The sequence below is a fragment of the Jidongwangia harbinensis genome, from assembly GCF_020216025.1.
Classification (GTDB): domain Bacteria; phylum Actinomycetota; class Actinomycetes; order Mycobacteriales; family Micromonosporaceae; genus Actinoplanes; species Actinoplanes harbinensis.
Map to the genome: position 1 here is coordinate 146,777 of NZ_JAIWNC010000025.1, position 21,497 is coordinate 168,273.

The 21,497-nt window shown below is 73.5% G+C and carries 25 protein-coding genes; 15 read left to right on the forward strand and 10 right to left on the reverse strand.

Going from position 1 to position 21,497, the window contains the following annotated elements; genetic code table 11:
• Positions 1-21: 21 nt before the first annotated feature.
• The 3 genes from LDL48_RS28035 to LDL48_RS28045 form a co-directional block, all read right to left on the reverse strand.
• Positions 22-231 (reverse strand): hypothetical protein, encoded by a 210-nt coding sequence (locus LDL48_RS28035; RefSeq protein WP_225258223.1) that lies wholly within the window; start codon positions 229-231, stop codon positions 22-24.
• A 256-nt stretch (positions 232-487) separates the two neighbouring features.
• The gene (locus LDL48_RS28040; protein WP_225258224.1) at positions 488-1,102 is read right to left on the reverse strand and encodes a TetR/AcrR family transcriptional regulator; all 615 of its coding nucleotides are present in this window, start codon (positions 1,100-1,102) and stop codon (positions 488-490) included.
• Positions 1,103-1,174: 72 nt separating this feature from the next.
• On the reverse strand, positions 1,175-1,807 hold the full coding sequence (locus LDL48_RS28045) for a cytidylate kinase-like family protein (RefSeq protein ID WP_225258225.1): 633 nt from the start codon (positions 1,805-1,807) through the stop codon (positions 1,175-1,177).
• A 158-nt stretch (positions 1,808-1,965) separates the two neighbouring features.
• On the opposite strand from LDL48_RS28045, the gene uidA reads away from it, so the two are divergent.
• The 3 genes from uidA to LDL48_RS28060 are packed head-to-tail and all read left to right on the forward strand — an operon-like array spanning position 1,966 to position 6,425.
• Positions 1,966-3,741: a beta-glucuronidase gene (gene uidA, locus LDL48_RS28050; protein ID WP_225258226.1), complete on the forward strand. Its 1,776-nt coding sequence runs from the start codon at positions 1,966-1,968 to the stop codon at positions 3,739-3,741.
• Between the two features lie 5 nt (positions 3,742-3,746).
• A complete protein-coding gene (gene uidB, locus LDL48_RS28055) occupies positions 3,747-5,132 on the forward strand; it encodes a glucuronide transporter (RefSeq protein ID WP_225258227.1) in 1,386 nt (461 codons plus the stop codon).
• Between the two features lie 45 nt (positions 5,133-5,177).
• Positions 5,178-6,425: a lactate racemase domain-containing protein gene (locus tag LDL48_RS28060; protein ID WP_225258228.1), complete on the forward strand. Its 1,248-nt coding sequence runs from the start codon at positions 5,178-5,180 to the stop codon at positions 6,423-6,425.
• Here LDL48_RS28060 and LDL48_RS28065 read toward each other — a convergent pair.
• On the reverse strand, positions 6,326-7,426 hold the full coding sequence (locus tag LDL48_RS28065) for a LacI family DNA-binding transcriptional regulator (RefSeq protein ID WP_225258229.1): 1,101 nt from the start codon (positions 7,424-7,426) through the stop codon (positions 6,326-6,328). The genes LDL48_RS28060 and LDL48_RS28065 overlap by 100 nt on opposite strands.
• Before the next feature lie 85 nt (positions 7,427-7,511).
• On the opposite strand from LDL48_RS28065, the gene larE reads away from it, so the two are divergent.
• The 3 genes from larE to larC are packed head-to-tail and all read left to right on the forward strand — an operon-like array spanning position 7,512 to position 10,288.
• A complete protein-coding gene (gene larE / locus LDL48_RS28070) occupies positions 7,512-8,333 on the forward strand; it encodes an ATP-dependent sacrificial sulfur transferase LarE (protein ID WP_225258230.1) in 822 nt (273 codons plus the stop codon).
• Positions 8,326-9,006 carry a nickel pincer cofactor biosynthesis protein LarB gene (gene larB, locus LDL48_RS28075; RefSeq protein ID WP_225258231.1) on the forward strand — a complete coding sequence of 227 codons (681 nt, stop codon included), beginning with the start codon at positions 8,326-8,328 and terminating at the stop codon, positions 9,004-9,006. The genes larE and larB overlap by 8 nt, the downstream gene beginning before the upstream one ends.
• Before the next feature lie 10 nt (positions 9,007-9,016).
• Positions 9,017-10,288, forward strand: coding sequence for a nickel pincer cofactor biosynthesis protein LarC (gene larC / locus LDL48_RS28080; protein ID WP_225258232.1), 1,272 nt, complete (start codon positions 9,017-9,019; stop codon positions 10,286-10,288).
• Positions 10,289-10,338: 50 nt separating this feature from the next.
• Here the strand turns inward: larC and LDL48_RS28085 are convergent, their stop codons facing one another.
• Complete coding sequence (locus LDL48_RS28085; protein WP_225258233.1) at positions 10,339-10,917, reverse strand: helix-turn-helix domain-containing protein; 579 nt, start codon at positions 10,915-10,917, stop codon at positions 10,339-10,341.
• A 79-nt stretch (positions 10,918-10,996) separates the two neighbouring features.
• On the opposite strand from LDL48_RS28085, the gene LDL48_RS28090 reads away from it, so the two are divergent.
• Positions 10,997-12,013 carry an alpha/beta fold hydrolase gene (locus LDL48_RS28090; RefSeq protein ID WP_225258234.1) on the forward strand — a complete coding sequence of 339 codons (1,017 nt, stop codon included), beginning with the start codon at positions 10,997-10,999 and terminating at the stop codon, positions 12,011-12,013.
• A complete protein-coding gene (locus LDL48_RS28095) occupies positions 12,010-12,501 on the forward strand; it encodes a DinB family protein (RefSeq protein WP_225258235.1) in 492 nt (163 codons plus the stop codon). The genes LDL48_RS28090 and LDL48_RS28095 overlap by 4 nt, the downstream gene beginning before the upstream one ends.
• A gap of 3 nt (positions 12,502-12,504) precedes the next feature.
• Here the strand turns inward: LDL48_RS28095 and LDL48_RS28100 are convergent, their stop codons facing one another.
• Complete coding sequence (locus tag LDL48_RS28100; protein WP_225258236.1) at positions 12,505-12,948, reverse strand: MarR family winged helix-turn-helix transcriptional regulator; 444 nt, start codon at positions 12,946-12,948, stop codon at positions 12,505-12,507.
• A gap of 91 nt (positions 12,949-13,039) precedes the next feature.
• Here LDL48_RS28100 and LDL48_RS28105 point away from each other — a divergent pair, with 91 nt between their 5' ends.
• The 3 genes from LDL48_RS28105 (at position 13,040) to LDL48_RS28115 (ending at position 16,129) form a co-directional block, all read left to right on the forward strand.
• A complete protein-coding gene (locus LDL48_RS28105; RefSeq protein ID WP_225258237.1) occupies positions 13,040-14,257 on the forward strand; it encodes an FAD-dependent monooxygenase in 1,218 nt (405 codons plus the stop codon).
• Positions 14,258-14,287: 30 nt separating this feature from the next.
• Positions 14,288-14,980, forward strand: coding sequence for a TetR/AcrR family transcriptional regulator (locus LDL48_RS28110; protein ID WP_225258238.1), 693 nt, complete (start codon positions 14,288-14,290; stop codon positions 14,978-14,980).
• Positions 14,981-15,061: 81 nt separating this feature from the next.
• Positions 15,062-16,129 carry a MerR family transcriptional regulator gene (locus LDL48_RS28115; RefSeq protein WP_225258239.1) on the forward strand — a complete coding sequence of 356 codons (1,068 nt, stop codon included), beginning with the start codon at positions 15,062-15,064 and terminating at the stop codon, positions 16,127-16,129.
• Between the two features lie 15 nt (positions 16,130-16,144).
• Here LDL48_RS28115 and LDL48_RS28120 read toward each other — a convergent pair whose 3' ends face one another.
• The 4 genes from LDL48_RS28120 to LDL48_RS28135 all read right to left on the reverse strand — a co-directional run bounded on the left by LDL48_RS28120 (position 16,145) and on the right by LDL48_RS28135 (position 18,205).
• The gene (locus tag LDL48_RS28120) at positions 16,145-16,603 is read right to left on the reverse strand and encodes a hypothetical protein (RefSeq protein ID WP_225258240.1); all 459 of its coding nucleotides are present in this window, start codon (positions 16,601-16,603) and stop codon (positions 16,145-16,147) included.
• On the reverse strand, positions 16,600-17,184 hold the full coding sequence (locus tag LDL48_RS28125; RefSeq protein ID WP_225258241.1) for an RNA polymerase sigma factor: 585 nt from the start codon (positions 17,182-17,184) through the stop codon (positions 16,600-16,602). The genes LDL48_RS28120 and LDL48_RS28125 overlap by 4 nt, the downstream gene beginning before the upstream one ends.
• A gap of 16 nt (positions 17,185-17,200) precedes the next feature.
• A complete protein-coding gene (locus LDL48_RS28130; protein WP_225258242.1) occupies positions 17,201-17,638 on the reverse strand; it encodes a hypothetical protein in 438 nt (145 codons plus the stop codon).
• Positions 17,639-17,740: 102 nt separating this feature from the next.
• Positions 17,741-18,205, reverse strand: a complete 465-nt coding sequence (locus LDL48_RS28135) for a YybH family protein (protein ID WP_225258243.1) — start codon at positions 18,203-18,205, stop codon at positions 17,741-17,743.
• 185 nt (positions 18,206-18,390) lie between these two features.
• Between LDL48_RS28135 and LDL48_RS28140 the strand changes: the two genes are divergently transcribed.
• The 4 genes from LDL48_RS28140 (at position 18,391) to LDL48_RS28155 (ending at position 21,487) form a co-directional block, all read left to right on the forward strand.
• The gene (locus tag LDL48_RS28140) at positions 18,391-18,816 is read left to right on the forward strand and encodes an Hsp20/alpha crystallin family protein (protein WP_225258244.1); all 426 of its coding nucleotides are present in this window, start codon (positions 18,391-18,393) and stop codon (positions 18,814-18,816) included.
• A 95-nt stretch (positions 18,817-18,911) separates the two neighbouring features.
• A complete protein-coding gene (locus LDL48_RS28145) occupies positions 18,912-19,415 on the forward strand; it encodes an NUDIX domain-containing protein (RefSeq protein WP_225258245.1) in 504 nt (167 codons plus the stop codon).
• Positions 19,416-19,494: 79 nt separating this feature from the next.
• Positions 19,495-20,019: a SigE family RNA polymerase sigma factor gene (locus tag LDL48_RS28150; protein WP_225258246.1), complete on the forward strand. Its 525-nt coding sequence runs from the start codon at positions 19,495-19,497 to the stop codon at positions 20,017-20,019.
• Positions 20,009-21,487: an outer membrane protein assembly factor BamB family protein gene (locus LDL48_RS28155; RefSeq protein ID WP_225258247.1), complete on the forward strand. Its 1,479-nt coding sequence runs from the start codon at positions 20,009-20,011 to the stop codon at positions 21,485-21,487. The genes LDL48_RS28150 and LDL48_RS28155 overlap by 11 nt, the downstream gene beginning before the upstream one ends.
• The last annotated feature ends 10 nt before the right edge of the window (positions 21,488-21,497 follow it).

Consider the following 21,497-nt stretch of genomic DNA (forward strand, 5'->3'; position numbering starts at 1 on the left):
CCGGTCAAGCGCCTGCCACGGTCAGTGGCACACGCACATTCCGCCGCCGGCCGGGCGGCCCAGCCCGCACCCGCCGCCACCGGCGCAGTTGCGGCCGTTGGCGCCGGAGTTCACGTAGGACACCGAGTTCGGCGCGCCGACCGTGCCGAGATCCTGGTTCTCGTTGTCGTCGACGATCTCGACGTCGTCCAGGTCCAGGCCGGACAGATCCAGGACAGAATTCATGGGCATGCGTACCTCCATTGTCGGACGGTATGGTCCGGGTGAGAATTCGCGGTCTAATGGTGCAGAATCGGCCGGTCACACCGACCGGAAATGGCAATCGACCCCCGAATTAATGGCGTCGACGACCCACCATTTCTTCCGATTCCCATAATGCGCACGCAAACCGTCCGGATCGGACGGACGCACCGCGCCACCCGCCCCGCAAGACTAGGCGAGGTGGATCCCTAACGCAACTAGCAGTTGCATGAAGCGCGCGGGCGGCTCAGGGCGCCACCGGCGGCAGGACGAGGATGCCCGCGCGGGCCACGAGGTAAGCCGCGGCCGCGGCACGGTCGGCGGCGTCGGGCGTGATCGGCTCGGCGGTCACCAGCAGCCGCGAGTACAGCGGGGCGCAGAGATGCTTGAACACCTCGTCCGGGTCGGTGCCGGCCGGCAGCTCGCCCCGCGCGAGGGCGCGCTCGACGATCGGCCGCACCTGGGACAGGCGGACGGCCCAGAAGCGGTGCAGCAGCGCCCGCACCTCGGGCGCCTCGCTCGCGCCGCTGAACAGCGCCCGGACCACCCCGCCACCGTCGCGGCCGGACAGGGCCAAGCGGATCGCCTGGGCCAGCAGACGGAGATCCTCGGCAAAATCGCCCGTGTCCGGGACCCCGACCGACGACTGCGCGAACACCGACACGGCGTCGACGACAAGACTCGCCTTGGTGGCCCAGCGCCGGTACACCGTGGTCTTGTGCACTCCGGCCCGCTCCGCCACCGCCTCGACGCTGAGCCCGCCGTACCCGTGCTCGGACATCTCCGCCAGCGTCGCGGCCAGCACCGCGTCCCGGGTCCGGGCGGTACGCCCTCCCGGACGGGCCTGAGCGCCTTCCTTCACCCGTCCCCCTCATCCCGGCGGCCGAACCCTTGCAGCCTACCGGCCCGGCGAACGCGGCTGCGGGAGGCGCGGTCAGGCGGCGCGCGCCTTCACCCGGCCGGCCTGCACGATGACGTCGGCACAGGCGTCCACGCCCAGCGTGCCGGTGTTCAGCACCAGGTCGTACCCGGTCGGCACGCGCGGATCCCAGCCGTACAGCCGGATCGACATGTCCGCCCGCAGCTCGTCCTCGCGGCGCTGCCGCCGGGCGGCCCGGTCCGGGGTGATCCCGGCGGCCCGCGCCGCCCGCCCGACCCGCCACGGCACCGCCGCGTCCAGCCGCACGTGCAGCGCCTCCGGCCACCCGGCCAGGATCATCGCCCCGTTGCGGCCGACGATCACCGCCCCCGCGCGGGCCGCGTCGGTGACCCAGCGGGTGTTGCGCAGGACCAGCTCGTGGTCGTCCCGCTGGGCCATCGCCACGGCCGGCCCGTCCAGTGCGGCGTACGACCCGCCCATCGCGGTCAGGACCCGGGACAGCAGGCCCTCGTCGGCCCGCTCGGCGGGCTCCTCCAGCTGCTCCGACGAGAACGCCTGGGCGTGGAAGGCCACCCCGAGCGCCTCGGCCACCCGCGGGCCGACCTCGTCCGCGCCGGAGCCGTAGGACTCGAAGATCGTCACGACCGGCCGGGTCGCGCGGTCGGGTTGAGGCGTCGACGGTGACACGCGACCTCCTACCGGCGGGGCATTGCGGCCGTCCCCATCGTGCGCCGCGCCGGGTCGCAGTACAAGGCGTAGGCAAGAGATGGCAATCCGTTGACCTCGATGGATCCGGGCGCGCCCAATGGAGGAACACCCGCGAACACCGACCTTGGAGGCCCGCCGTGCTTCGACCCCAGGACACCGCCACCCGTGAGCGCAAGCGCCTCGACGGCCTCTGGAGCTTCGCCCTCGACCCGGCCGGTGCGGGCCGCGGCGCACGCTGGTTCGCCGGCCCGCTGGCGGACGCCCGGGAGATGGCGGTGCCGGCCAGCTTCAACGACATCGTGGCCGATCCCGCGGTCCGCGAATACTTCGGCGACGTCTGGTACCAGACCGTGGTGCGGGTGCCGCGCGGCTGGGACGGCCGGCGGATCGTGCTGCACTTCGAGTCGGCCACCCACCGGGCCACGGTCTGGGTCGGCGACGTCGAGGTGGTCTCGCACGAGGGCGGCTACACGCCGTTCGAGGCCGACGTCACCGCCCACGTGCGTGCCGGCGAGCCGGTCCGGGTCACCGCCGTGGTGAACAACACGCTGAGCTTCCAGTCGATACCGCCCGGCATCGTCGAGGACACGCCGGCCGGCAAGCGGCAGCGCTACTGGCACGACTTCTTCAACTACGCCGGCATCCACCGGTCGGTCTGGCTCTACCAGACCGACCCGGTGCACCTCACCGACGTCACCGTGGTGACCGGTCTGGACGGCGCCAACGGCACCGTCGGATACACCACCGAGTCGCACGGCGCGGCCGGGACCCGAGTGGTGCTGCGGGACGCGGACGGGCGGCAGGTCGCCGAGGGCAGCGGGGCGAACGGCACCCTGACCGTGCCGAACGTGCACCGGTGGGCGCCCGGCGACGGCTACCTCTACGACCTCGAAGTACAGCTCACCGGCGACGGCGGGGCCGTGCGGGACAGCTACCACCAGAGCGTCGGCGTGCGCACCGTCAAGGTCAGCGGCAACCGGTTCCTGATCAACGGCGAACCGTTCTACTTCACCGGTTTCGGCAAGCACGAGGACCTCGCGGTGATCGGCAAGGGGCACAACGACGCGTTCCTGGTGCACGACTTCGAGTTGCTCGAGTGGATCGGCGCGAACTCGTTCCGCACCTCGCACTACCCGTACTCGGAGGACGTCCTCGACTACGCGGACCGGCACGGCATCGTGCTCATCGACGAGACCGCGGCCGTCGGCCTCAACATGGGCCTGGGCGGCGGCATCTTCGGATCTCAGGGGTACACCACGTTCAGCCCGGACACGGTCAACGACGCGTCCCGCGAGGTGCACGCGCAGGCCATCCGGGAACTCGTGGCCCGGGACAAGAACCACCCCAGCGTGGTGCTGTGGTCGATCGCCAACGAGCCGGAGAGCGACACCGAGGGCGCGGAGAACTACTTCCGGCCGCTGTTCGAGCTGACCCGCGAGCTGGACCCGAGCCGGCCGGTCGGCTTCGTCAACGTGATGCTCGCGCCGTACGGCAAATGCCGGGTGTCGCAGTTCGCCGACGTGCTGATGCTCAACCGCTACTACGGCTGGTACGTCAACACCGGCGACCTGCCCGCCGCCGAGCTGGCCTGGGAGCAGGAGTTGCGGGGCTGGGCGAGCGAGCACAAACCGATCATCATCACCGAGTACGGCGCCGACACCTACCCCGGTCTGCACTCGGTGGGCGCCGAGCCGTGGAGCGAGGAGTACCAGGTCGCGTACCTCGACATGAACCACCGGGTCTTCGACCGGATCGACGCGGTCGTCGGTGAGCAGGTCTGGAACTTCGCCGACTTCGCCACCACCTCCGGGATCATGCGCGTCGGCGGCAACCGGAAGGGCGTCTTCACCCGCGACCGGCACCCCAAGGCCGCCGCGCACGCCCTGCGCCGCCGCTGGCGCAAGGACGTCTGAGCGCCATGACCGCCACCACCGCCGCGCCGGCCACCGCCACCCGCAAGCTGGGCGCCCTGCAGTTCCTCGGGTACGCCGCGGGCGACGCGGCGAACAACCTGGCGTTCTCCATGACGTCGTTCTTCCTGCTGATCTACTACACCGACGTGGTCGGAATCAGCGCCGCCGCGGCCGGCACGCTGTTCCTGGTGATCCGGATCTGGGACGGGTTCGCGGACATCTTCGCCGGCCGGGTCGTCGACAAGACGATGACCCGGTGGGGCAAGTTCCGGCCGTTCTTCCTCTTCGCCGGCCTGCCGGTGCTGCTGCTCAGCGTCGCCACGTTCACCGTGCCGGGGCTGGCCGACGGCAACGGCACCAAACTGCTGCTCGCGTACCTCACCTACGGCCTGCTGGGGCTGGCGTACAGCCTGGTCAACATCCCGTACGGCTCGCTGGCCGCGGCGATGACGCAGAACTCCGGCGAACGCGCCAAGCTGGCCAGCTTCCGGATGATCGGCACCGCGGTCACCACCATCATGCTGGCCTTCGTGGTGTCGCCGCAGATCCAGCAGTACCGGGGCGACCCGGACGGCTTCCAGCGCTCCCTGCTGATCACCACCGTCGTCTTCGCGGTCGTCGGGTTCGCCCTGTACCTGTTCCTGTTCGCCACCGCCCGGGAGACAGTCCAGCGCGACGTACCCAGCGTCAGCGCCCGGCAGAGCTTCACCACGCTCAAGGGCAACAAACCCCTGATCATGCTCTGCCTGGCCTCGCTGGCATTCCTCACCGCGATGTTCTCCCTGCAGACCGTGCAGGTGTACTACGCACGCGACGTGCTCGGCAACGCCAACCTGCTGACCGCGCTGACCGTGCTGAGCGTCGGGTCGATCCTGGTCATCGCGCCGCTGATGCCCCGGCTGGTCCGGGCGATCGGCAAGAAGCGGGCGTTCCTGTCGTTCGGCGGGATCGGGCTGCTGGCCGGCGTGGGCATCTCGCTGTCACCGCCTTCGACCCCCTGGGTGTCGATGACCTTCTTCGGCATCATGGGCATCTCCACGGCCGGCGTGAACATCCTGATGTGGGCGCTGGAGGCGGACACCGTCGAGTACGGCGAATGGAAGACCGGCGTCCGCACCGAGGGCATCACGTACGCGCTGTTCTCCTTCACCCGCAAGCTCGGCCAGGCGGTCGGCGGTGCGGTGGCCGCGTACGCGATCGCGCTGGGCGGCTACGTCGGCGGCGCCGCGATCCAGGACCAGAACGCCCTGGACGCCATCCGGTACGCCTCCGGCTTCATCCCGGTCGCGTTCATCGCGCTGGGCATGCTGATCTTCTTCCGGTACCCGCTGACCGAGCAGACGTTCGCCACCATGGTCGCCGAGACCCAGGCCCGCCGTGCGGCGCGCTGAGCCGGTCGCCTTGCGTCCGCGGGCGTCCCGGCGCAGGGTGCAGGTATGAGCGACACGCCGCGGGACGCGGACCGCATCGGCGGTCCGGACGAGATTCTCGACGAGGCGCGGGTCCGCGCGTTCGTGGCCCGGTCGCTGGCCGGCGCGGACCTGGACGGCCGCAGCGTGTGCCTGATCGTGCCGGACGCCACCCGCAGCTGCCCGTTGCCGCTGCTGCTCGCCGCGGTGCACGAGGCCCTGCACGGCCGGGCCACCCGGGTCACCGTACTGCTCGCGCTCGGCACCCACGCCGCGATGACCGACGCGCAGATCGCCCGCCACCTCGGCGGCCCGTACCCCGGCTTCACGGTGCTCAACCACGAGTGGTGGAAACCCGAGACGTTCGTCGGCCTGGGCGACATCGACGCGGACCGGGTCGCCGAGCTGTCCGAGGGCCGGCTGAAGCAGCCGGTGCGGGTGGCACTCAACCGGGCCGTGGTCGACCACGACGTCTGCCTGGTGGTCGGCCCGGTGTTCCCGCACGAGGTGGTCGGCTTCTCCGGCGGCAACAAGTACTTCTTCCCGGGCGTCGCCGGCCAGGAGATCATCGACTTCTCGCACTGGCTGGGCGCGCTGATCACCAGCGCCGACATCATCGGGACCCGCGGCATCACCCCGGTCCGGGCGCTCATCGACCAGGCCGCGTCGATGATCCCGAGCCGCCGCCTCGCACTGTGCCTGGTGGTCCGGTCCGGCACCGGCGAGCTGCACGCCGCGTCGTTCGGACCGCCGGAGGCCGCCTGGGCCGCGTGCGCCGACGTGTCCGCACGGACCCATGTGCGCTACCTCGACGCCCCGGTCCGCCGGGTGGTCTCGGTGGTGCCCACCAAGTACGACGACATGTGGACCGGCGCCAAGGGCTTCTACAAGGTCGAGCCGGTGGTCGCGGACGGCGGTCAGGTCATCGTGTACGCCCCGCACATCACCCGGATCTCGGCGATGCACCCGGAGATCGAGCAGATCGGCTACCACTGCCGCGACTACTTCCTGAAGCAGTGGGACCGGTTCGCGCACCACCACTGGGGCGTGCTCGCGCACTCCACCCACCTGCGCGGCGCCGGCACGTACGACCCGGTGCGCGGCGAGCACGGGCGGGTCACGGTCACCCTGGCGACCGGTATCGCCGAGGACGTGGTGCGGGCGGCGAACCTGGACTACCTGGATCCGGCGTCGGTCGATCCGGCGGTGCTGGCCGCCGACCCGGACACGCTGGTGGTGGCCCAGGCCGGCGAGGTCCTGTACCGCCTGCGCTGAGCGGTCGACTCCCGCACCACGAGCCGGCACGGCAGGCTCACCGGCGCCTCGGCCCGGGGCCGGGCACCCCGCACGATGGCGAGCAGGTTGCCCACCGCGGTGCGGCCCATCGCGCCCAGCGGCGCGGCCACCGTGGTCAGCGGCGGGGTGACGAGTTCCGCGGCGAAGATGTTGTCGAAGCCGATGACGCTGACGTCCCGCGGGATGGCCGCGCCCATCGACGTCAGGGCCCGGATCGCCCCGATGGCGACCAGGTCGTTGTACGCGATCACGGCCGACGTCGGGTGGGTGGCGAACTCCGCCGCCGCCCGGGCACCGCCCGGCACGGTCGGCGGGAACGGTCCGATCCGGCGTACCTGCAGCTCCAGCTCCAGCGCCGACTCGCGCAGGGAACGCCACCGCATGCCGTCCGCCCAGGACGCCTCCGGCCCGGCCAGGTAGGTGATCCGCCGGTGTCCCAGCTCGACCAGGTGCTCCACCGCGCGGCGCACGGCGCGGGGGTTGTCGGTGACCACACACGGCACGTCGCGGACCGCCCGGTTCAGCACGATCACCGGTCGCCGCTTCGCGGTCATCCGGATCGCCGAGTCGGACATCCGGGTGGTGGCCAGCACGATGCCCTCGACGGTGGCCGCCGCCCGGTCCAGGGCCGTGCGCTCCCGGGTACCCGACTCCTGGGTGTCGGCCAGCAGAATGGTGTACCCGGCCTCGGACGCGGCCACCTGGGCGCCCCGGATGATTTCGTTGTAGAACGGGTTGGTGATGTCCGAGATGGCCAGCGCGATCATCGAGGTGGGCCCGGTCGGCAACGCCCGCGCCAGCGAGGTGGTGCGGTATCCGAGTTCGGCGGCCACCCGGCGGATGCGCTCGCTGGTCTCGAAGCTCACCCGTCCCGGCCGGGAGAAGGCACGGGATACGGTCGACGGTGCGACCCCCGCCGCCCTCGCGACATCGTCGATCGTGGGTGACCGGGGCGCGCGGCCCGGCCCGGCATCGTCCACACCGCACCTCCAGAGCCGAGGCGGTCCACACCGACGCTAGTGATCGGCACCACGTCCGGCAACCGCTCGCCCCGAAGGGACTTCGATGATTGACACGGCAGGCGTGACGAACCGGCTCGACGGCATCGGCCGGCTCGGCGTCGCCTTCTCCGGCGGGGTCGACTCCTCGGTGCTGCTGGCGCTGGCCACCCGGGCGCTGGGCGCCGACCGGGTCGTCGCCATCCTGGGCGTCTCCCCCAGCCTGGCCGCCGACGAGCGGGCCGCCGCGCACCGGGTCGCCGGGCACATCGGCGTACCGGTGGTGGAGGTGACCACGCACGAGGGTGACCGGGCCGCGTACCGGGCGAACGGGCCGGACCGGTGCTTCCACTGCAAGGACGAACTGTTCACCCGGATCACCGACGAGGTGGTCGCCGCGCACCGGCTGGACGCGGTCGCGTACGGCGAGAACGCCGACGACGCCCGCCGGCCGGACCGGCCCGGCGCCCGCGCCGCCGTCTCCCACCGGGTGCTGCGCCCGCTCGCCGACGCCGGGCTCGACAAGGCGGCGGTACGCGCCGTCGCGCACGACCTCGGACTGCCGTGCGCCGACAAGCCGGCCGCGCCGTGTCTGGCGTCGCGGATCCCGCACTTCGCCGACGTCACCCCGGAGAAACTGCGACAGATCGAGCGGGCCGAGGCGGCCCTGCACCGGCTGGGCTTCACCGAATTACGGGTACGCCACCACGGCGAGATCGCCCGCATCGAGCTACCGGCCGCGGACCTGCCCCGCGCCGTCACCGACCCGGTCCGCGGCGCCATCCGCGACGCCGTGGTGGCGGCCGGTTTCCGCTTCGCCGCCGTCGACCTGGCCGGCGTGCAGTCGGGCGCGTTCACCCTGCCGCTGGTCCGGTCCGCGCATGCCTGACGACCTGTCCGCCTTCGCCGACCTCGACCTGGACCGGACCGCGCGGCGCGGCTACCCCGAGGCGGTCTACTGCGCGGGCAAGACACCCGAGCAGGTCGCCGCGATCGCCGCCGCGGTCCGCGACCGGCCGGACGTCGTCACGCTGTTCACCCGGGCCGGCCCGGACCACGCCGCGGCGGTGCTGCGCGAGCTGCCCGACGCCCGCCACGACACCGCCGCGGCGCTGCTGGCCTGGCCCCCGGAGCCGCCGGAACCGGCCGGCGGGCTGGTGGTCGTGGTGGCGGCCGGTACCTCCGACCTGCCGGTCGCCAGGGAAGCCCTGCAGACGGCGCGGTACCTGGGCCGCCGTACCGAACTGATCGTCGACGTCGGCGTGGCCGGCCTGCACCGGGTGCTGGCCCGGCTCGACGTCCTGCGCCGCGCCCGCGTCGTGGTGGTCGCCGCCGGCATGGACGGCGCCCTGCCCAGCGTCGTCGCCGGCCTGGTCGCGGTGCCGGTGGTCGCGCTGCCCACGTCGGTCGGATACGGTGCCGCCTTCGGCGGCCTGGCCGCGCTGCTCGCCATGGTCAACTCCTGCGCCCCCGGGGTCGCCGTGGTCAACATCGACAACGGGTACGGCGCCGGCCACCTCGCCGCCCAGATCGCCGCCCCGGCACCGGCGGCCGACGCGTGAAGGGCGAACGGTGCGAGGGATCGCCGCGCACACCGGCGGCCGGCGCATGACCGGTGACCGGCACGCGTGGATCGACGCGTCCGCCGGGGTGGCCGGCGACATGCTCCTCGGCGCCCTGCTCGACGCGGGCGCCGGCCCGGACCCGGTCCGGCGGGCCGTGGACGCGGTCGTGCCCGGCGCCGTCCGGATCACCCCGGCCACGGTCACCCGGGCCGGTCTGCACGCGGTCCACGTGGACGTCGAGCCGCTGATCGCCGACGCGCCCCGGCGCACCTGGGCGACCATCCGGGACCTGCTGGCCGGCGCCGGGCTCGCGGAGCGCGTCCGGGACCGGGCCACCGCCGTCTTCGCCCGGCTCGCCGACGCCGAGGCGCACGTGCACGGCATCGCCGCCGCCGACGTGCACTTCCACGAGGTGGGCGCGCTGGACTCGCTCGCCGACATCGTGGGGGTCTGCGCCGCCCTGGAGGACCTGGGCGTCGCGACCCTCAGCGCCGGCGAGGTGGCGGTCGGCTCCGGCCGGATCCGCACCGCGCACGGCGAACTTCCGGTCCCGGTGCCCGCGGTGGCGCAGCTGGCCCGCGGCTGGCGGGTGCGCGCGGGCGGTACCGGCGAACTGGCCACCCCGACGGGCCTGGCGGTGATCCGGGCACTGGCCACGCACTGCGAGGACCTGCCGCCGATGCGGGTCGACACGGTCGGCGTCGGTGCCGGTGGCCGCGACACCCCCGGGCGGGCCAACGTGGTGCGCGTCCTCGTCGGCGCCGTCCCGCCGCCGGCGCCGGCCGACCCGGTGCGCGCCGAGTCCGCCGTCCTGCTGGAGGCGAATGTCGACGACCTCGACCCGCGGCTGTGGCCGGAGGTCCTCGCCGGGCTGCTGCGGGACGGCGCGGCGGACGCCTGGCTGGTGCCGATCGTGATGAAGAAGGGCCGGCCGGCGCACACCCTGAGCGTGCTGTGCCGCCCGGACCGGACCGCGGCGCTGCGGGACCGCATCTTCCGCGACACCAGCACGCTCGGCGTCCGCGAGTCCGGGGTGCGCAAGCACGTGCTGCCGCGGGCGTTCGCCGACATCGGCGTGGCCGACGGCACGGTGGCCGTCAAGCTGGGCCACCGCGACGGCGTCATCGTGCAGGTGATGCCGGAGTTCGGCGACGTGGCCGCGCTCGCCCGCCGGCTCGGCCGGTCCGAGCGGCAGGTACTCGCGGCCGCGGCGGCGGCCGCCGCGGCGGCGGGGCTCGTCGTGGGTGCGCCGGTGCCCGGGAACGTCCGCCCCGGCTGACCCCCGCGGGTCAGCACCGTGCGCCGCCGCCGGCTCCCGGCCGGTGCCGGTCAGTCGTCGGACAGCGCGAGGTGCACCCGTTCGCCCTGGACGCCGATCAGGGTGAGCAGTTCGGCGGGTTGCTCGACGGCGCTGCCGATCCAGTGTGGGACGCGGGTGTCGAACTCGGCCGCCTCGCCCGGCCCCATCCGTAACCGGCGGTCGCCGAGCCGGAAGTCGACCTCGCCGCGCATCACGTAGAACCACTCGTAACCCTCGTGGGTGCGCGGGGTCGGCCGGCCCCACTGCGAGGCCGGCGGGTAGATCACCTTGTACGCCTGGATGCCGCCCGCGTGCCGGGTCAGCGGCACGAACGTCATGCCGCGGTGGGTGACCGGGCGCAGGTGGATCCGGGGGTCCCCGGTGTGCCGCGCGCCGACCAGGTCGTCCAGGGGTACCCGGTAGGCGCGGGCCAGCGGCAGCAGTTGTTCCAGGGTGGGGCGCCGTTTGCCGTTCTCCAGGCGGGACAGCGTGCTGGGGGTCAGGCCGGTCTCCGCGGCCAGGTCGGTGAGGCTGGCCCCGCGGGCCCGGCGCAGCGACCGCAGCCGGGGCCCGACGCCGGCCAGCACGTCCTGCTCGTCGTCGTCCACGGCCCCATTTTGCCATCTGGCAAAGATCTTTGCCCATCCGTCGCGGCGCCCGTGATGCTGGGCGCGGAGGTGACACCCGATGATGGTGACAAGCAGATGGCGACGGGTACTGGCGGCCGGCACGGCGACGGTGGTCCTGGCGGGCGGTGGCACCCCGGGCACCGCCGGGGTGCGGCCCGCCGCCGCCCAGGCGTCCGGATTCGACGCCGCCACGCGGCACGACACGGAGTTCAACCGCCGGTTCACGCACCGGTTCGCGGACGTGCAGGGCGTCCGGATGCACTACGTGACCGGCGGCACCGGGGCTCCCCTGGTGCTGCTGCACGGCTGGCCGCAGTCCTGGTACGAGTGGCGCGGCATCATGCCCGAGCTGGCGAAGCGGTACACCGTGTACGCGCTCGACCTGCCGGGGCTCGGTGACAGCCAAGGCACTCCGAGCGGATACGACAAGAAGACCCTCGCACGGTACGTCCACGGCCTGCTCGCCGACCGGCTCGGCCTCGACGACATCCGGCTGGTGGGCCACGATCTGGGCGCCGGGGTGGGATTCCAGTACGCCGCGCAGTATCCGGACGACGTGGTCGCGTACGCGCATCTGGATTATCCGCTGCCCGGGCCGGCGTTGAGCGCCGCCCAGTACCGGACGTTCAGCTGGCACATGGCGTTCCACACCCAGGAGCGGATCCCGGAGGCCGTGGTGGACGACGACGTTCGCGAGTACCTGGCCCTGTTCTACCCGCAGGTGGCCTACGGCGGCACGAGTTTCGGCGGACCGGGCGCGGAGTCGCCGTTCGACCGCCGGGAGATCGACGAGTACGCCCGCACGTACCGCCGTCCGCAGGTGCTCACCGGCGGATTCAATCTGTACCGGACGCTGGACGCCGACGAGCGGGACACCATCGCGGCCGCGCCGGTCGCCGTGCCGACCCTGCTGATGACCGCCGAGGGCCAGGGTGCGTTCGTCCGCACCACGCTGGCGCCCCGGATGTCCGCGATCGTGCGTACGGTCGAGGTGCCGAAGGCCGGCCACTGGCTGCCCGAGGAGAACCCGGGGTTCGTCACCGCGGAACTGCTGGCGTTCCTGGCGGGCCGATGAGACAGCCGCCGTGGACCCCGGACCTGCGGGCCCGCCTCGACGCGCTGCTCGACCAGCACCGCTGGGCCCTGCACGACTGCCTGAACCGGCTCACCGAGGACGAGGCTCGGGCGTCGCTGGTCCCGTCCCGCACCACGCTGCTGGGCCTGGTGAAGCACGCCACCTACGTGGAGCGGTTCTACTTCGACCACGCGATCACCGGCCGGACGCTCAAGGAACTCGGCGTCGCCTCCACCCCGACCCGTTCGTTCGTGCTGACCAGGCAGGACACGATCGAGTCGGTACGGGCGGCGCACCGGGCCGCCTGCGTGGAGTCGCGCCGCAACGTCGCGGCGCTCGGGCTGGACGCGGTGGTCACCGGCCGCAAGGTGCGCTCGGTCTGGGCCATCTATCTGCAGATGCTCAGCGAGCTGGCGCAGCACTGCGGGCACGCCGACATTCTGCGGGAGCAGATCCTCAGCCGCCGCCGGGCGGCATCCGCAGGCTGACGCCTACCGCTGCATCGCCCGGGTGGACCGCTGGAGGAACTCGGTGACGATGCGGTGGGCCTCGGGGTCGAGCGCCCGGCTGAGCTCGTCGACGGCGAGGATGGACGGGCGGAGGAACTCCAGGGTGGCCCGGTGCGCCGACGGGGTGGCCGCCACGGTGACGCGGCGGCGGTCGCGGGGATGCGCCGAGCGTTCCACGTGACCGGCGCGTTCCAGGCGGTCGATCAGCACGGTGACCGATGCGGTCCGGATCCCCAGGCGGGTGGCCAGTTCGGCGGGACCCATCGGCCCGTGCTGCTCCAGCAGGGACAGGGCGCCCATGTCGGTGGCGTTGATGCCCAGTTCGCGCGAGGCGCGGGCGGCGAGTTCCCGCGACGCGCCGATCAGGTGCTGCATCGCGATGGTGGCCTCGGCCAGTTCGGGCAGGTCCGGTACCTGGTCGCTCATGAGCTCGGTCACTCCATTGCCTAGTTACTAGATAAAGCGATAGATTATGCGGGCCGTCGCCCGATCTTCTACCAAAGGACGTGTCCGCACGATGTCCGCACCCAGCATCCTCATCTCCGGAGCCAGCATCGCCGGACCCGCCCTGGCCTACTGGCTGCACGCCGCGGGCTGGCGCACCACCGTGGTCGAGCGTTTCGACGGCCTGCGCGAGGCCGGTCAGAACATCGACGTGCGGGGCGCGTCCCGCGAGATCGTCCGCCGGATGGGCATCGAGGAGGAGCTGTTCGCGAACGCCACCGGCGAGCAGGGCACCGAGGTCGTCGACGAACGGGGCCGGGTCGTCGCGTCCTTCCCGAAGAGCGCCGGCGGGGTGGACGGCGCCACCGCCGAACTCGAGATCCTGCGCGGCGAACTGTCCCGGATCATCTACCAGAGCACGCTGCCCGGCACCGAGTACCTGTTCGGCGACCAGATCACCGGCCTCGACGACCGGGGCGACCGCGTCGACGTGACCTTCCGGCACGCACCGCCGCGGTCCTTCGACATCGTCGTCGTCGCCGAGGGCCTGACGTCCCGTACCCGGTCGATGGTCCTGCCGGACGCCCGGATCAGGAACCTCGACCTGTACCTGGCATACCTGACCATCCCCCGCACCGGCGAGGACAACGACTGCTGGCGGTGGTTCCACGCGACCGGCCGGCGTCAGGTGACCCTGCGGCCGGACAACGTCGGCACGATCCGGGCCACGCTCGCCTTCATGTCCAACGTGCGCGGCCTCGAGGACCTCGACCAGCGGGACCAGACCAGCATCCTGCGCCGGACGTTCGCCGGTGCCGGCTGGGTCACCCCGCGCGTCCTCGACGGGCTGGACGACGCGCCCTACTACTTCGACGCCGTCGGACAGGTCCGGATCCCCCGCTGGAGCAAGGGGCGCATCGGCCTGGTCGGTGACGCCGCCTACTGCGCCGCGCCGCTGAGCGGCATGGGCACCAGCCTCGCCCTGGTCGGCGCGTACGTGCTGGCCGCCGAGCTGGCCACGGCGACCGACCACACCCGCGCCTTCGACGGGTTCGAGGCCACCATGCGCCCCTACGTCGCCGGGGCGCAGAAGCTTCCGCCGGGCACGCCGGGCATCGCGTACCCCAGCTCCCGCGCCGGCATCCGCACCCTGCGCTCGCTGGCGAAGCTGGCCGGCAACCCGCTGGCACAGCGGCTCGCGCTGGCCGACAGACTCGCCGCCCCGCCCGCCGACAACATCACCCTGCCGGACTTCTTCCCGGCCGGCGCCGGCGCCGCGCACGGCGGTTGACAGACGCCGTGCTGTTACTATCCGGACGGGATGCAACCAGGATTCCTCCGGGCCCGGCGACCCGATCAGAAGAGCCAGCGGCGCGAGAGCATTCTCGCCGCGGCCCGCCAGCTGGCCGTGCGGTCCGGGGTCTCGCAGGTCAGCCTCGGCAACGTGGCCACCGCCGTGGGTCTGGCCAAGTCCAACGTGTTGCGTTATTTCGCCACCCGCGAGGAGATCTACCTTCAGCTCACCATGACCGAGGGAGACCGGTGGGCGGCCGCACTGGGCGAGCGACTGCAGCGGGCCCGCGGGATGCACGAGGCGGTCGACGCGCTGGCCGAGACGCTCGCCGCCGAACCGCTCTACTGCGACCTCACCACCCACATGATGACCAGCCTGGAAGTGAACGCGTCGGTGCCGGCGCTGCGCACCTTCAAGCAATGGAACCTCGCCATGCACGCCCGGATCGGCGGGCAGCTGGCCACCGCCTGGCCGGAACTCGCCCCGCGGGAGGGCAGCGCCCTGGTGATGGCCGCGGCCGCGTACGTCGCCCGGCTCTACCCGCTCACCCGGCCGACGCCGGCGCTGACCCAGCTGTACGCGGAGAACCCCGAGATCGCCGCCGCCTTCCCGCCGTTCCCGGCGACGCTGCGCCACATGCTGGCCGCCACCGCCGCCGGCCTGCCGCTCGTCCGCCGGCCCGGCGCCCCGACCGGCGACCCGCCCGCGCCGGCCCGGTGATCCCGCGCTTGACCTTCACCCTCGGGTAAGCCTCACCGTGGTTCGTGCCGGCCACCCGGCCGGCACGAGGAGGATCACACCGTGGAGCTGCTGACGATCGGCGCGTTCGCCCGGGCGGCGCGGCTGACGGCCAAGGCACTGCGCCTGTACGACGAGGTGGGTCTGTTGACCCCCGCCGCGGTCGATGCCGAGTCCGGATACCGGTTCTACCACCCGGACCAGCTGGCGCACGCCCGGCTGATCGCCCGGCTGCGCCACATCGGCATGCCGCTGGCCGACATCCACACGGTGTGCGGCCTGGCACCGGATGCGGCCGCCGCCGCGGTGAACGCGTACTGGCAGCGGGTCGCCGCCGACACGGCGACCCGCGCGCACCACGTCGCCCGACTCGTCGAGCACCTCTCCAGGAAGGGCGCCACCATGTCCGACACCCACCCGACCCTGACCGTCCGGTACGCCGTGCGCTGCGACCCCGGCCTCGGGCGCGACAGCAACGAGGACGTCGCCTACGCCGGCGACCGGCTGCTGGCCGTCGCCGACGGCACCCGCGGTGCCGGCGCCGCCGCCAGCACCGCCGCGGTGAACGCCCTCAAGGCGCTCGAACTGGCCGACAAGCCGGCCGTCGACCTGCTCGCCATGCTGGCCGCGACCATCGACGACGTCGACCGCACGGTGCGCGCCGCCGGCCCGGACGACGACCAGGCGGCCACCACCCTGACCGCGGTGGTGCGCCGCGGCTCGCAACTGGCCCTGGTCCACATCGGCGACACCCGGGTCTATCTGCTGCGCGGTGGTGACCTCGCGCAGCTCACCCAGGACCACACCTGGGTGCAGAGCCAGGTCGACCACGGCAAGCTCAGCCCCGATCAGGCCGCCGCCCATCCGCAGCGCGCCCTGCTCAGCCGGGCGCTCGGCGCCGGCGGCCAGCCCGTCGAGGCCGACCTGGCGCTGCGCACCGCCCTGGCCGGCGACCGCTACCTGCTGTGTTCCGACGGGCTGTCCGCCGTGGTGAGCCGGCCGGACCTGCACACCGCCCTCGCCGAGGGCGGCGCACCCGAGGCGACGGCGCAACGGCTGATCGATCTCGCGTACGCCGCGGGCGCCCCGGACAACATCGCCTGCGTCGTCGCCGACTTCGTCGCCGGATAGCGGCGGGGTACGGCCTCAGCGGCCCGGGGTGGGCGCGGGCGCCGCGCCGTCGGGCCGGCCGGTGCTCGTGGTGCCGGGCGCGGGTTCCGGTCCCCCGTCGACCGTGGCGGGGGGCCGGCGGGGCCGCAGGGTCGTCTGCGACGGGGTGGGTGCCGACGACGCCGTGGTGGCCCTGGGCATGGTCGCGGTGATCTTCGGGGGCGCGGGGCTGGGCTCCACGGGCGCCGGTGGCTCCGACGGGACCGGGACCGCGGGCGGGTTCGGGACCGGGCGGGGCAGCGTGCCGTCCGGCCGTACCGCGAAGAACACCGCGGCCAGCGCGGCCGCCACCACCAGCGGCACCCACCAGCGGCGCCAGGACCGGGGCACGGCCGTCGCCGTCGGCGGCACGGCCGGCTGCAGCCGGTCCGCGGTGATCTGACCCGCCCGGGCGCGCAGTGCCCGGCGTAGCCGGTCTTCCACGTCCGTGCTCATCGTCTCTCCCCCAGCAGTCCGCGCAGAATGGTCAGGGCCCGGCTCGCGGTCGACTTGACGGTGCCGCGGGACACCCGCAGCACGTCGGCGATCTCCTGCTCGGACAACTCCGACCAGTACCGCAGCACCACCACCTGACGCTGCCTCGCGGTCAGGGTGGCGAGCGCGTCGAGCACCTCCCGGTCGCCCTCGGAGAGCAGCGCCTCGTCCTCCGCGGCCGGTGCCCGGCCCGGGCGCGGTGGCACGTAGGCCCGGGCACTCCGCCGGCGGCGCAACGCCGACCGCGCCGCGTTCATCACCCCGGTGGTCAGGTACGCGTGCGGATCGTCGACGGTACGCAGATCGGCACCGTGCCGCCGGTACAGCGCGGCGAACACGTCCTGCACGATGTCCTCGGCGGTGGGCAGGTCGTCGACCATCAGCACGGCCAGCCGGACCAGGCTCAGCCGGCGGGTCTGGTAAAGCTCGTTGATGGCCGGCGGCCCGTCCCCGGCGGTGCGGCGCACCGCCGGGGAACCACCGGACGTGACCGACCGCCACCAGCGCCGCAACGGCGCGGGCAACGGAAGGACGAGAGTCATACCGCTCCTGGTCTGGTCAGCGGCGGGCCGGGGCCGGGGACTCTAGCAGGCGCGGCCGAACCGTGGTGGCGGTCGGCGCCGGAGCGGGCGCGTCCACCGTCGCGTCGGGGCGGGGGACCGCGGTCTCCCTGGGACCGGCCTTCTTCGGCCGGGGTGCCGTCGTCGCCTTCGGCCGGGGTGCCGTCGTCGTCCTCGGCCGGGGCGCGGCCGTCTGGCCGGGGCGGAGCGACACGGTCGCCGCCGGCTTGGCGGCCGGGGAGGTGGCCGGTGCGGGCGCCGGTGCTGCGGGGTCGGCGGGCTCCGGCGTCGCGGCCGGCCGTTCGGCGGGTGCTGCCGGCGGCTTGGCGGGCGCCGCCGACTCGTCCGCGAACGCCCGCGAGGCGGACACCCCACCGATCAAGGCGACGGTGGCCGCGGCGGCGGCGAATGCGGCGGTACGGGCGGTCAAGCGCATCACGGAACTCCTGCGATCGGGGACGGTTGTCGCTGGAGTAGACGCGCGGCGCGGCGGAAGGTTGGCTCCCCAGAAGTGACCTGGGTCACACCTGACCGGCGGTCACCACGCCGGTTCCGGGTCGCGCTCCATCGGCGGGATGCGGAAGTTCGCGTACGAGTACTTGCCGACCATCGCCCCGGCGGCGTCGAAGTGGAACACGTCCATGCCGTGCCAGCGCATCCGTGTGCCGTAGCGCAGCCGGCCGAGCAGCCGCAGCCCGGCGGGCACGGATCGGCCCCGCGCGCCGGTGATGTCGATCCGGCAGGCCCAGCGGATCGCCACCCGCCGCCGGGGCTCGTCGACCAGCTGGTCGTAGACGTCGAAGCGCATCACCCCGTACCGGCCGGCGAACTGCGGCGCCAGCTCCGCCCGGATGGCCGCGCGGCCGCGGTGCACGGCGCCGTCGCCGGGGCGGTACTCGGCGTCGTCCGCGAAGAACGACATGACCCGGTCCAGGTCGTTGTCGTTGAAGGCGGCGACGAAGTCGTCGACCACGGTGGCCAGGCCGAGTTGCGGCGATGTCATCGAGCGGAACCTCCGGATTGCCATGGATGATGATCACCGCGAGGTTAACGGAACAGTGTCCTCTAAACAAGAGCACTTGACATCGGCGCGCGCCCGTCCTATCTATGGAAGAAAGTTGAGTCAAGGAGACTCAACGCCGGGCCTACCGGCGAGGCTTTGGTGAGGGAGCACCAAGGAGGATGACCATGCTGATGCGTACCGACCCCTTCCGCGACATCGACCGCGTGTTCGAACAACTCGCCGGCTCCTCCAGCCGCCCCGCGGTGATGCACGTCGACGCGGAGCGCGACGGCGACTGGATCAACGTCTACTTCGACCTGCCGGGCGTCGACCCCGACTCGATCGACCTGACCGTGGAGCGCAACGTCCTCTCGGTGCGGGCGGAGCGCCGGCGCCAGCTCAAGGACGACGTGGAAACCGTGATCTCCGAACGTCCGATGGGCGTGTTCAGCCGGCAGCTGTTCCTCGGCGACACGCTGGACACCGACCACCTCGAGGCCACCTACGCCGACGGCGTGCTGTCGCTGCGCATCCCGGTGTCCGAACGGGCCCGGCCCCGCAAGATCAGCATCGCCTCGGGCGACGGCGGCCGCCGCCAGATCAAGGGCTGAACCCTCGCGGAACCCGGTCCGGCGCCCACGCCGCGGGCGCCGGACCGGATCGCGTCCGGACCGCACCGGTACGTGACCGGTTAGCGTCGTGCGTCATGAGCGCGGCCCACGTACCCCCCGCGCAGTACTACGCCGGCCTGCCGAGGAGCATCACCGGCGCGGGCGTGATCCTGCACGACGACACCGGCCGGTTCCTGCTCGTGCGGCCCGCCTACCGCGACGACACCTGGGAGATCCCGGGCGGCGGGCTGGCGGAGGGCGAGTTCCCCTGGCACGCCGCGCGCCGCGAGGCCGGCGAGGAACTCGGCCTGGACGTCCGGCCCGGCCGCCTGCTGGTCGTGGACTGGGTCCCGCCGCAAGCCGACGGCCGCCCCGCGCTGGCGAACTACCTCTTCGACGGCGGCCGCATCACCGCGGGGCACGCCGAGCGGCACGTCCGCTTGCAGACCGGCGAGCTGCGCGAGTGGCGCCTGGCCGGTCCCGGCGAATGGGACCGTCTGCTCATCGCGCGCCTGGTCCGCCGGCTGCACGCGGCCGGCGCCGCACTGCGCACCGGTGCCACCGCGTATCTGCATGACGGCCGGGATCCCGGCCGGTGACCGGCCGGTGCCCGAGCCCGGTACCGGGTGACCCGGAGTCACCTGCAACCGGGCGGGCCGGCTCCCCGTGTCTACCGGTATGACCGAGACACGAGCCGGGCAGTTCGACGCGTTCTACCGGGACACGTCCCGGCGCCTGCTCCGCTACGCGTACGGCCTGACCGGCGATGCGTCCGAGGCACCGGATCTGGTGCAGGAGGCGTACGCCCGGGCCTGGCAGCGCTGGCGGCGGCTGGCCGGATACCAGGACCCGGAGGCGTGGCTGCGGCTCGTGGTGAACCGGCTGGCCACCGACCGCTGGCGCCGCCTCAGGGTGCAGCGCCACCGGACCGCCGCGGACCGCCCGGCCGAGCCGTCGGCGGAACCGTCCGAGAACACCGTGCTGCTGGTGTCCGCGATGCGCGCGTTGCCGGTCACCCAACGCCGGGCGCTGGCCCTGCATTACCTGCTGGACCGGTCGGTCGCGGAGATCGCCGCGGAGACCGGCGTCAGCAGCGGGACGGTCAAGTCGTGGCTGTCCCGCGGCCGCGCCGCGCTGGCCGAATCGCTCGGTGACCCCGTCTCCCCCGCCCCGCTCGCGGAAGGTGCCCCGCATGCCCACTGACCTCGACGAGTTGTTCGGGACGCTGCGCCGCACGGCGGACGCGGTGCCGCTCGGCACGGCCGCGGACGCGCGCCGGCGGGGCGACCGCCGGACCGGGACCCGTGCGGCCACCGCCGCCGCGGCCACCGTCCTCCTGATCGGCGCCGGGGTGGGCGTGACGACCCGGCACGAGCAGCCGGACACCCGGCGGGCGCCGGTGGCTACCGCCCCCGCGGCGCCGCTGGCCGCGGTCGGCGAGCCGGTCGGGTTCGGCGGCACACCGGACCGGTCCGAGGTCAGCGTGACGCCGGACCGCGCGTTCACCGGATGGCGGACGGCCGACGGCACGGTCCGGGTGCGGGGCATCGACCTGACCACCGGACGCCCCGCCTGGCCGGCCCGCACGCTCGGCACGTTCGACGACTTCGAGGGCGTCGACGCGCACCGGGCCGGGGTCCTGGTCACCGTCACACCGGACCGGAACGCCGCGCAGCGGCAACGGATCCACGTCCTGGACCCGGAGACCGGCACCACCCGGTGGCAGCTGTCGCTGGACACCGCCGAGCAGGAGCTGACCCGGTACGCCGACCGGCTGGTGATCACCTCGCGCCGGACCGGCGCCACCCGGGCCCGGGACTGGGTCACCGGCCGGGCCCTGTGGGACGCACCGGGCGCCGGCGAGGCGGTGACCCTGGTGCTCGGCGAGGCCGTGGCCGGCGTTCCGGTGCGGTCCGGCGGCCCGTCCGCCGACGAGTACACCGGCGACCGGCTGGTGCAGGTGACGGCGGGCGGCAAGGTGCTGGCCCGCGACGTCCGGACCGGGCTGCGGGTACGGACCGTGGTGGGCGGCGGGGTCACGCCGGAGGACACCCTGCTGGCGTACCAGAACCGGCTCTTCCACGCGGACCGCACCGACGCGGTGGGCGAACCGTACCGGGTCCGGGTGACCGGCCTGGACGGCGGCGCCGGCATGGTCTACCGCGGCCCGTCCGGCCGGTCCTTCACCTCGCTCGCCGCCTGCGGTCCGGACCGGATCTGCGTCATCGACAACGCCCGGGGATCCTTCCGCTTCTCCGAGATCGCCGCGATCGACACCCGGACCGGGCTGGAGGTGTGGCGCACCGCCGCACCGCCCGGATCGTCCTCGATGGACTTCCGGAACGACCGGCTCCTGGTGACCGGCGACGGCGACGGCAGCGCGGGTGACCACTCCGCGCTCTACGACCCGGCTGGCCGGCAGTTGCTCCGCCCGGCCGACCGGCACGCGCTGCTGTTCTGGGCCGGCGCGGACACGCTGATCTACCTGCCCGGGCTGCAGGGGCACATGGACCAGCGGCAGATCCCGCCGAACGTGGCCACCCTCGCGGCGGCGGACGGATCGGTACGGGTGCGCGGCTTCGCGGAGCCGACCTGGCAGTGCGCCTACACCGCCGGCCGGTTGGCCTGCGCCGGCCCGGAACGGCTCCAGATCTGGGATCTCTCCGGTTAGGCGGCGCCTG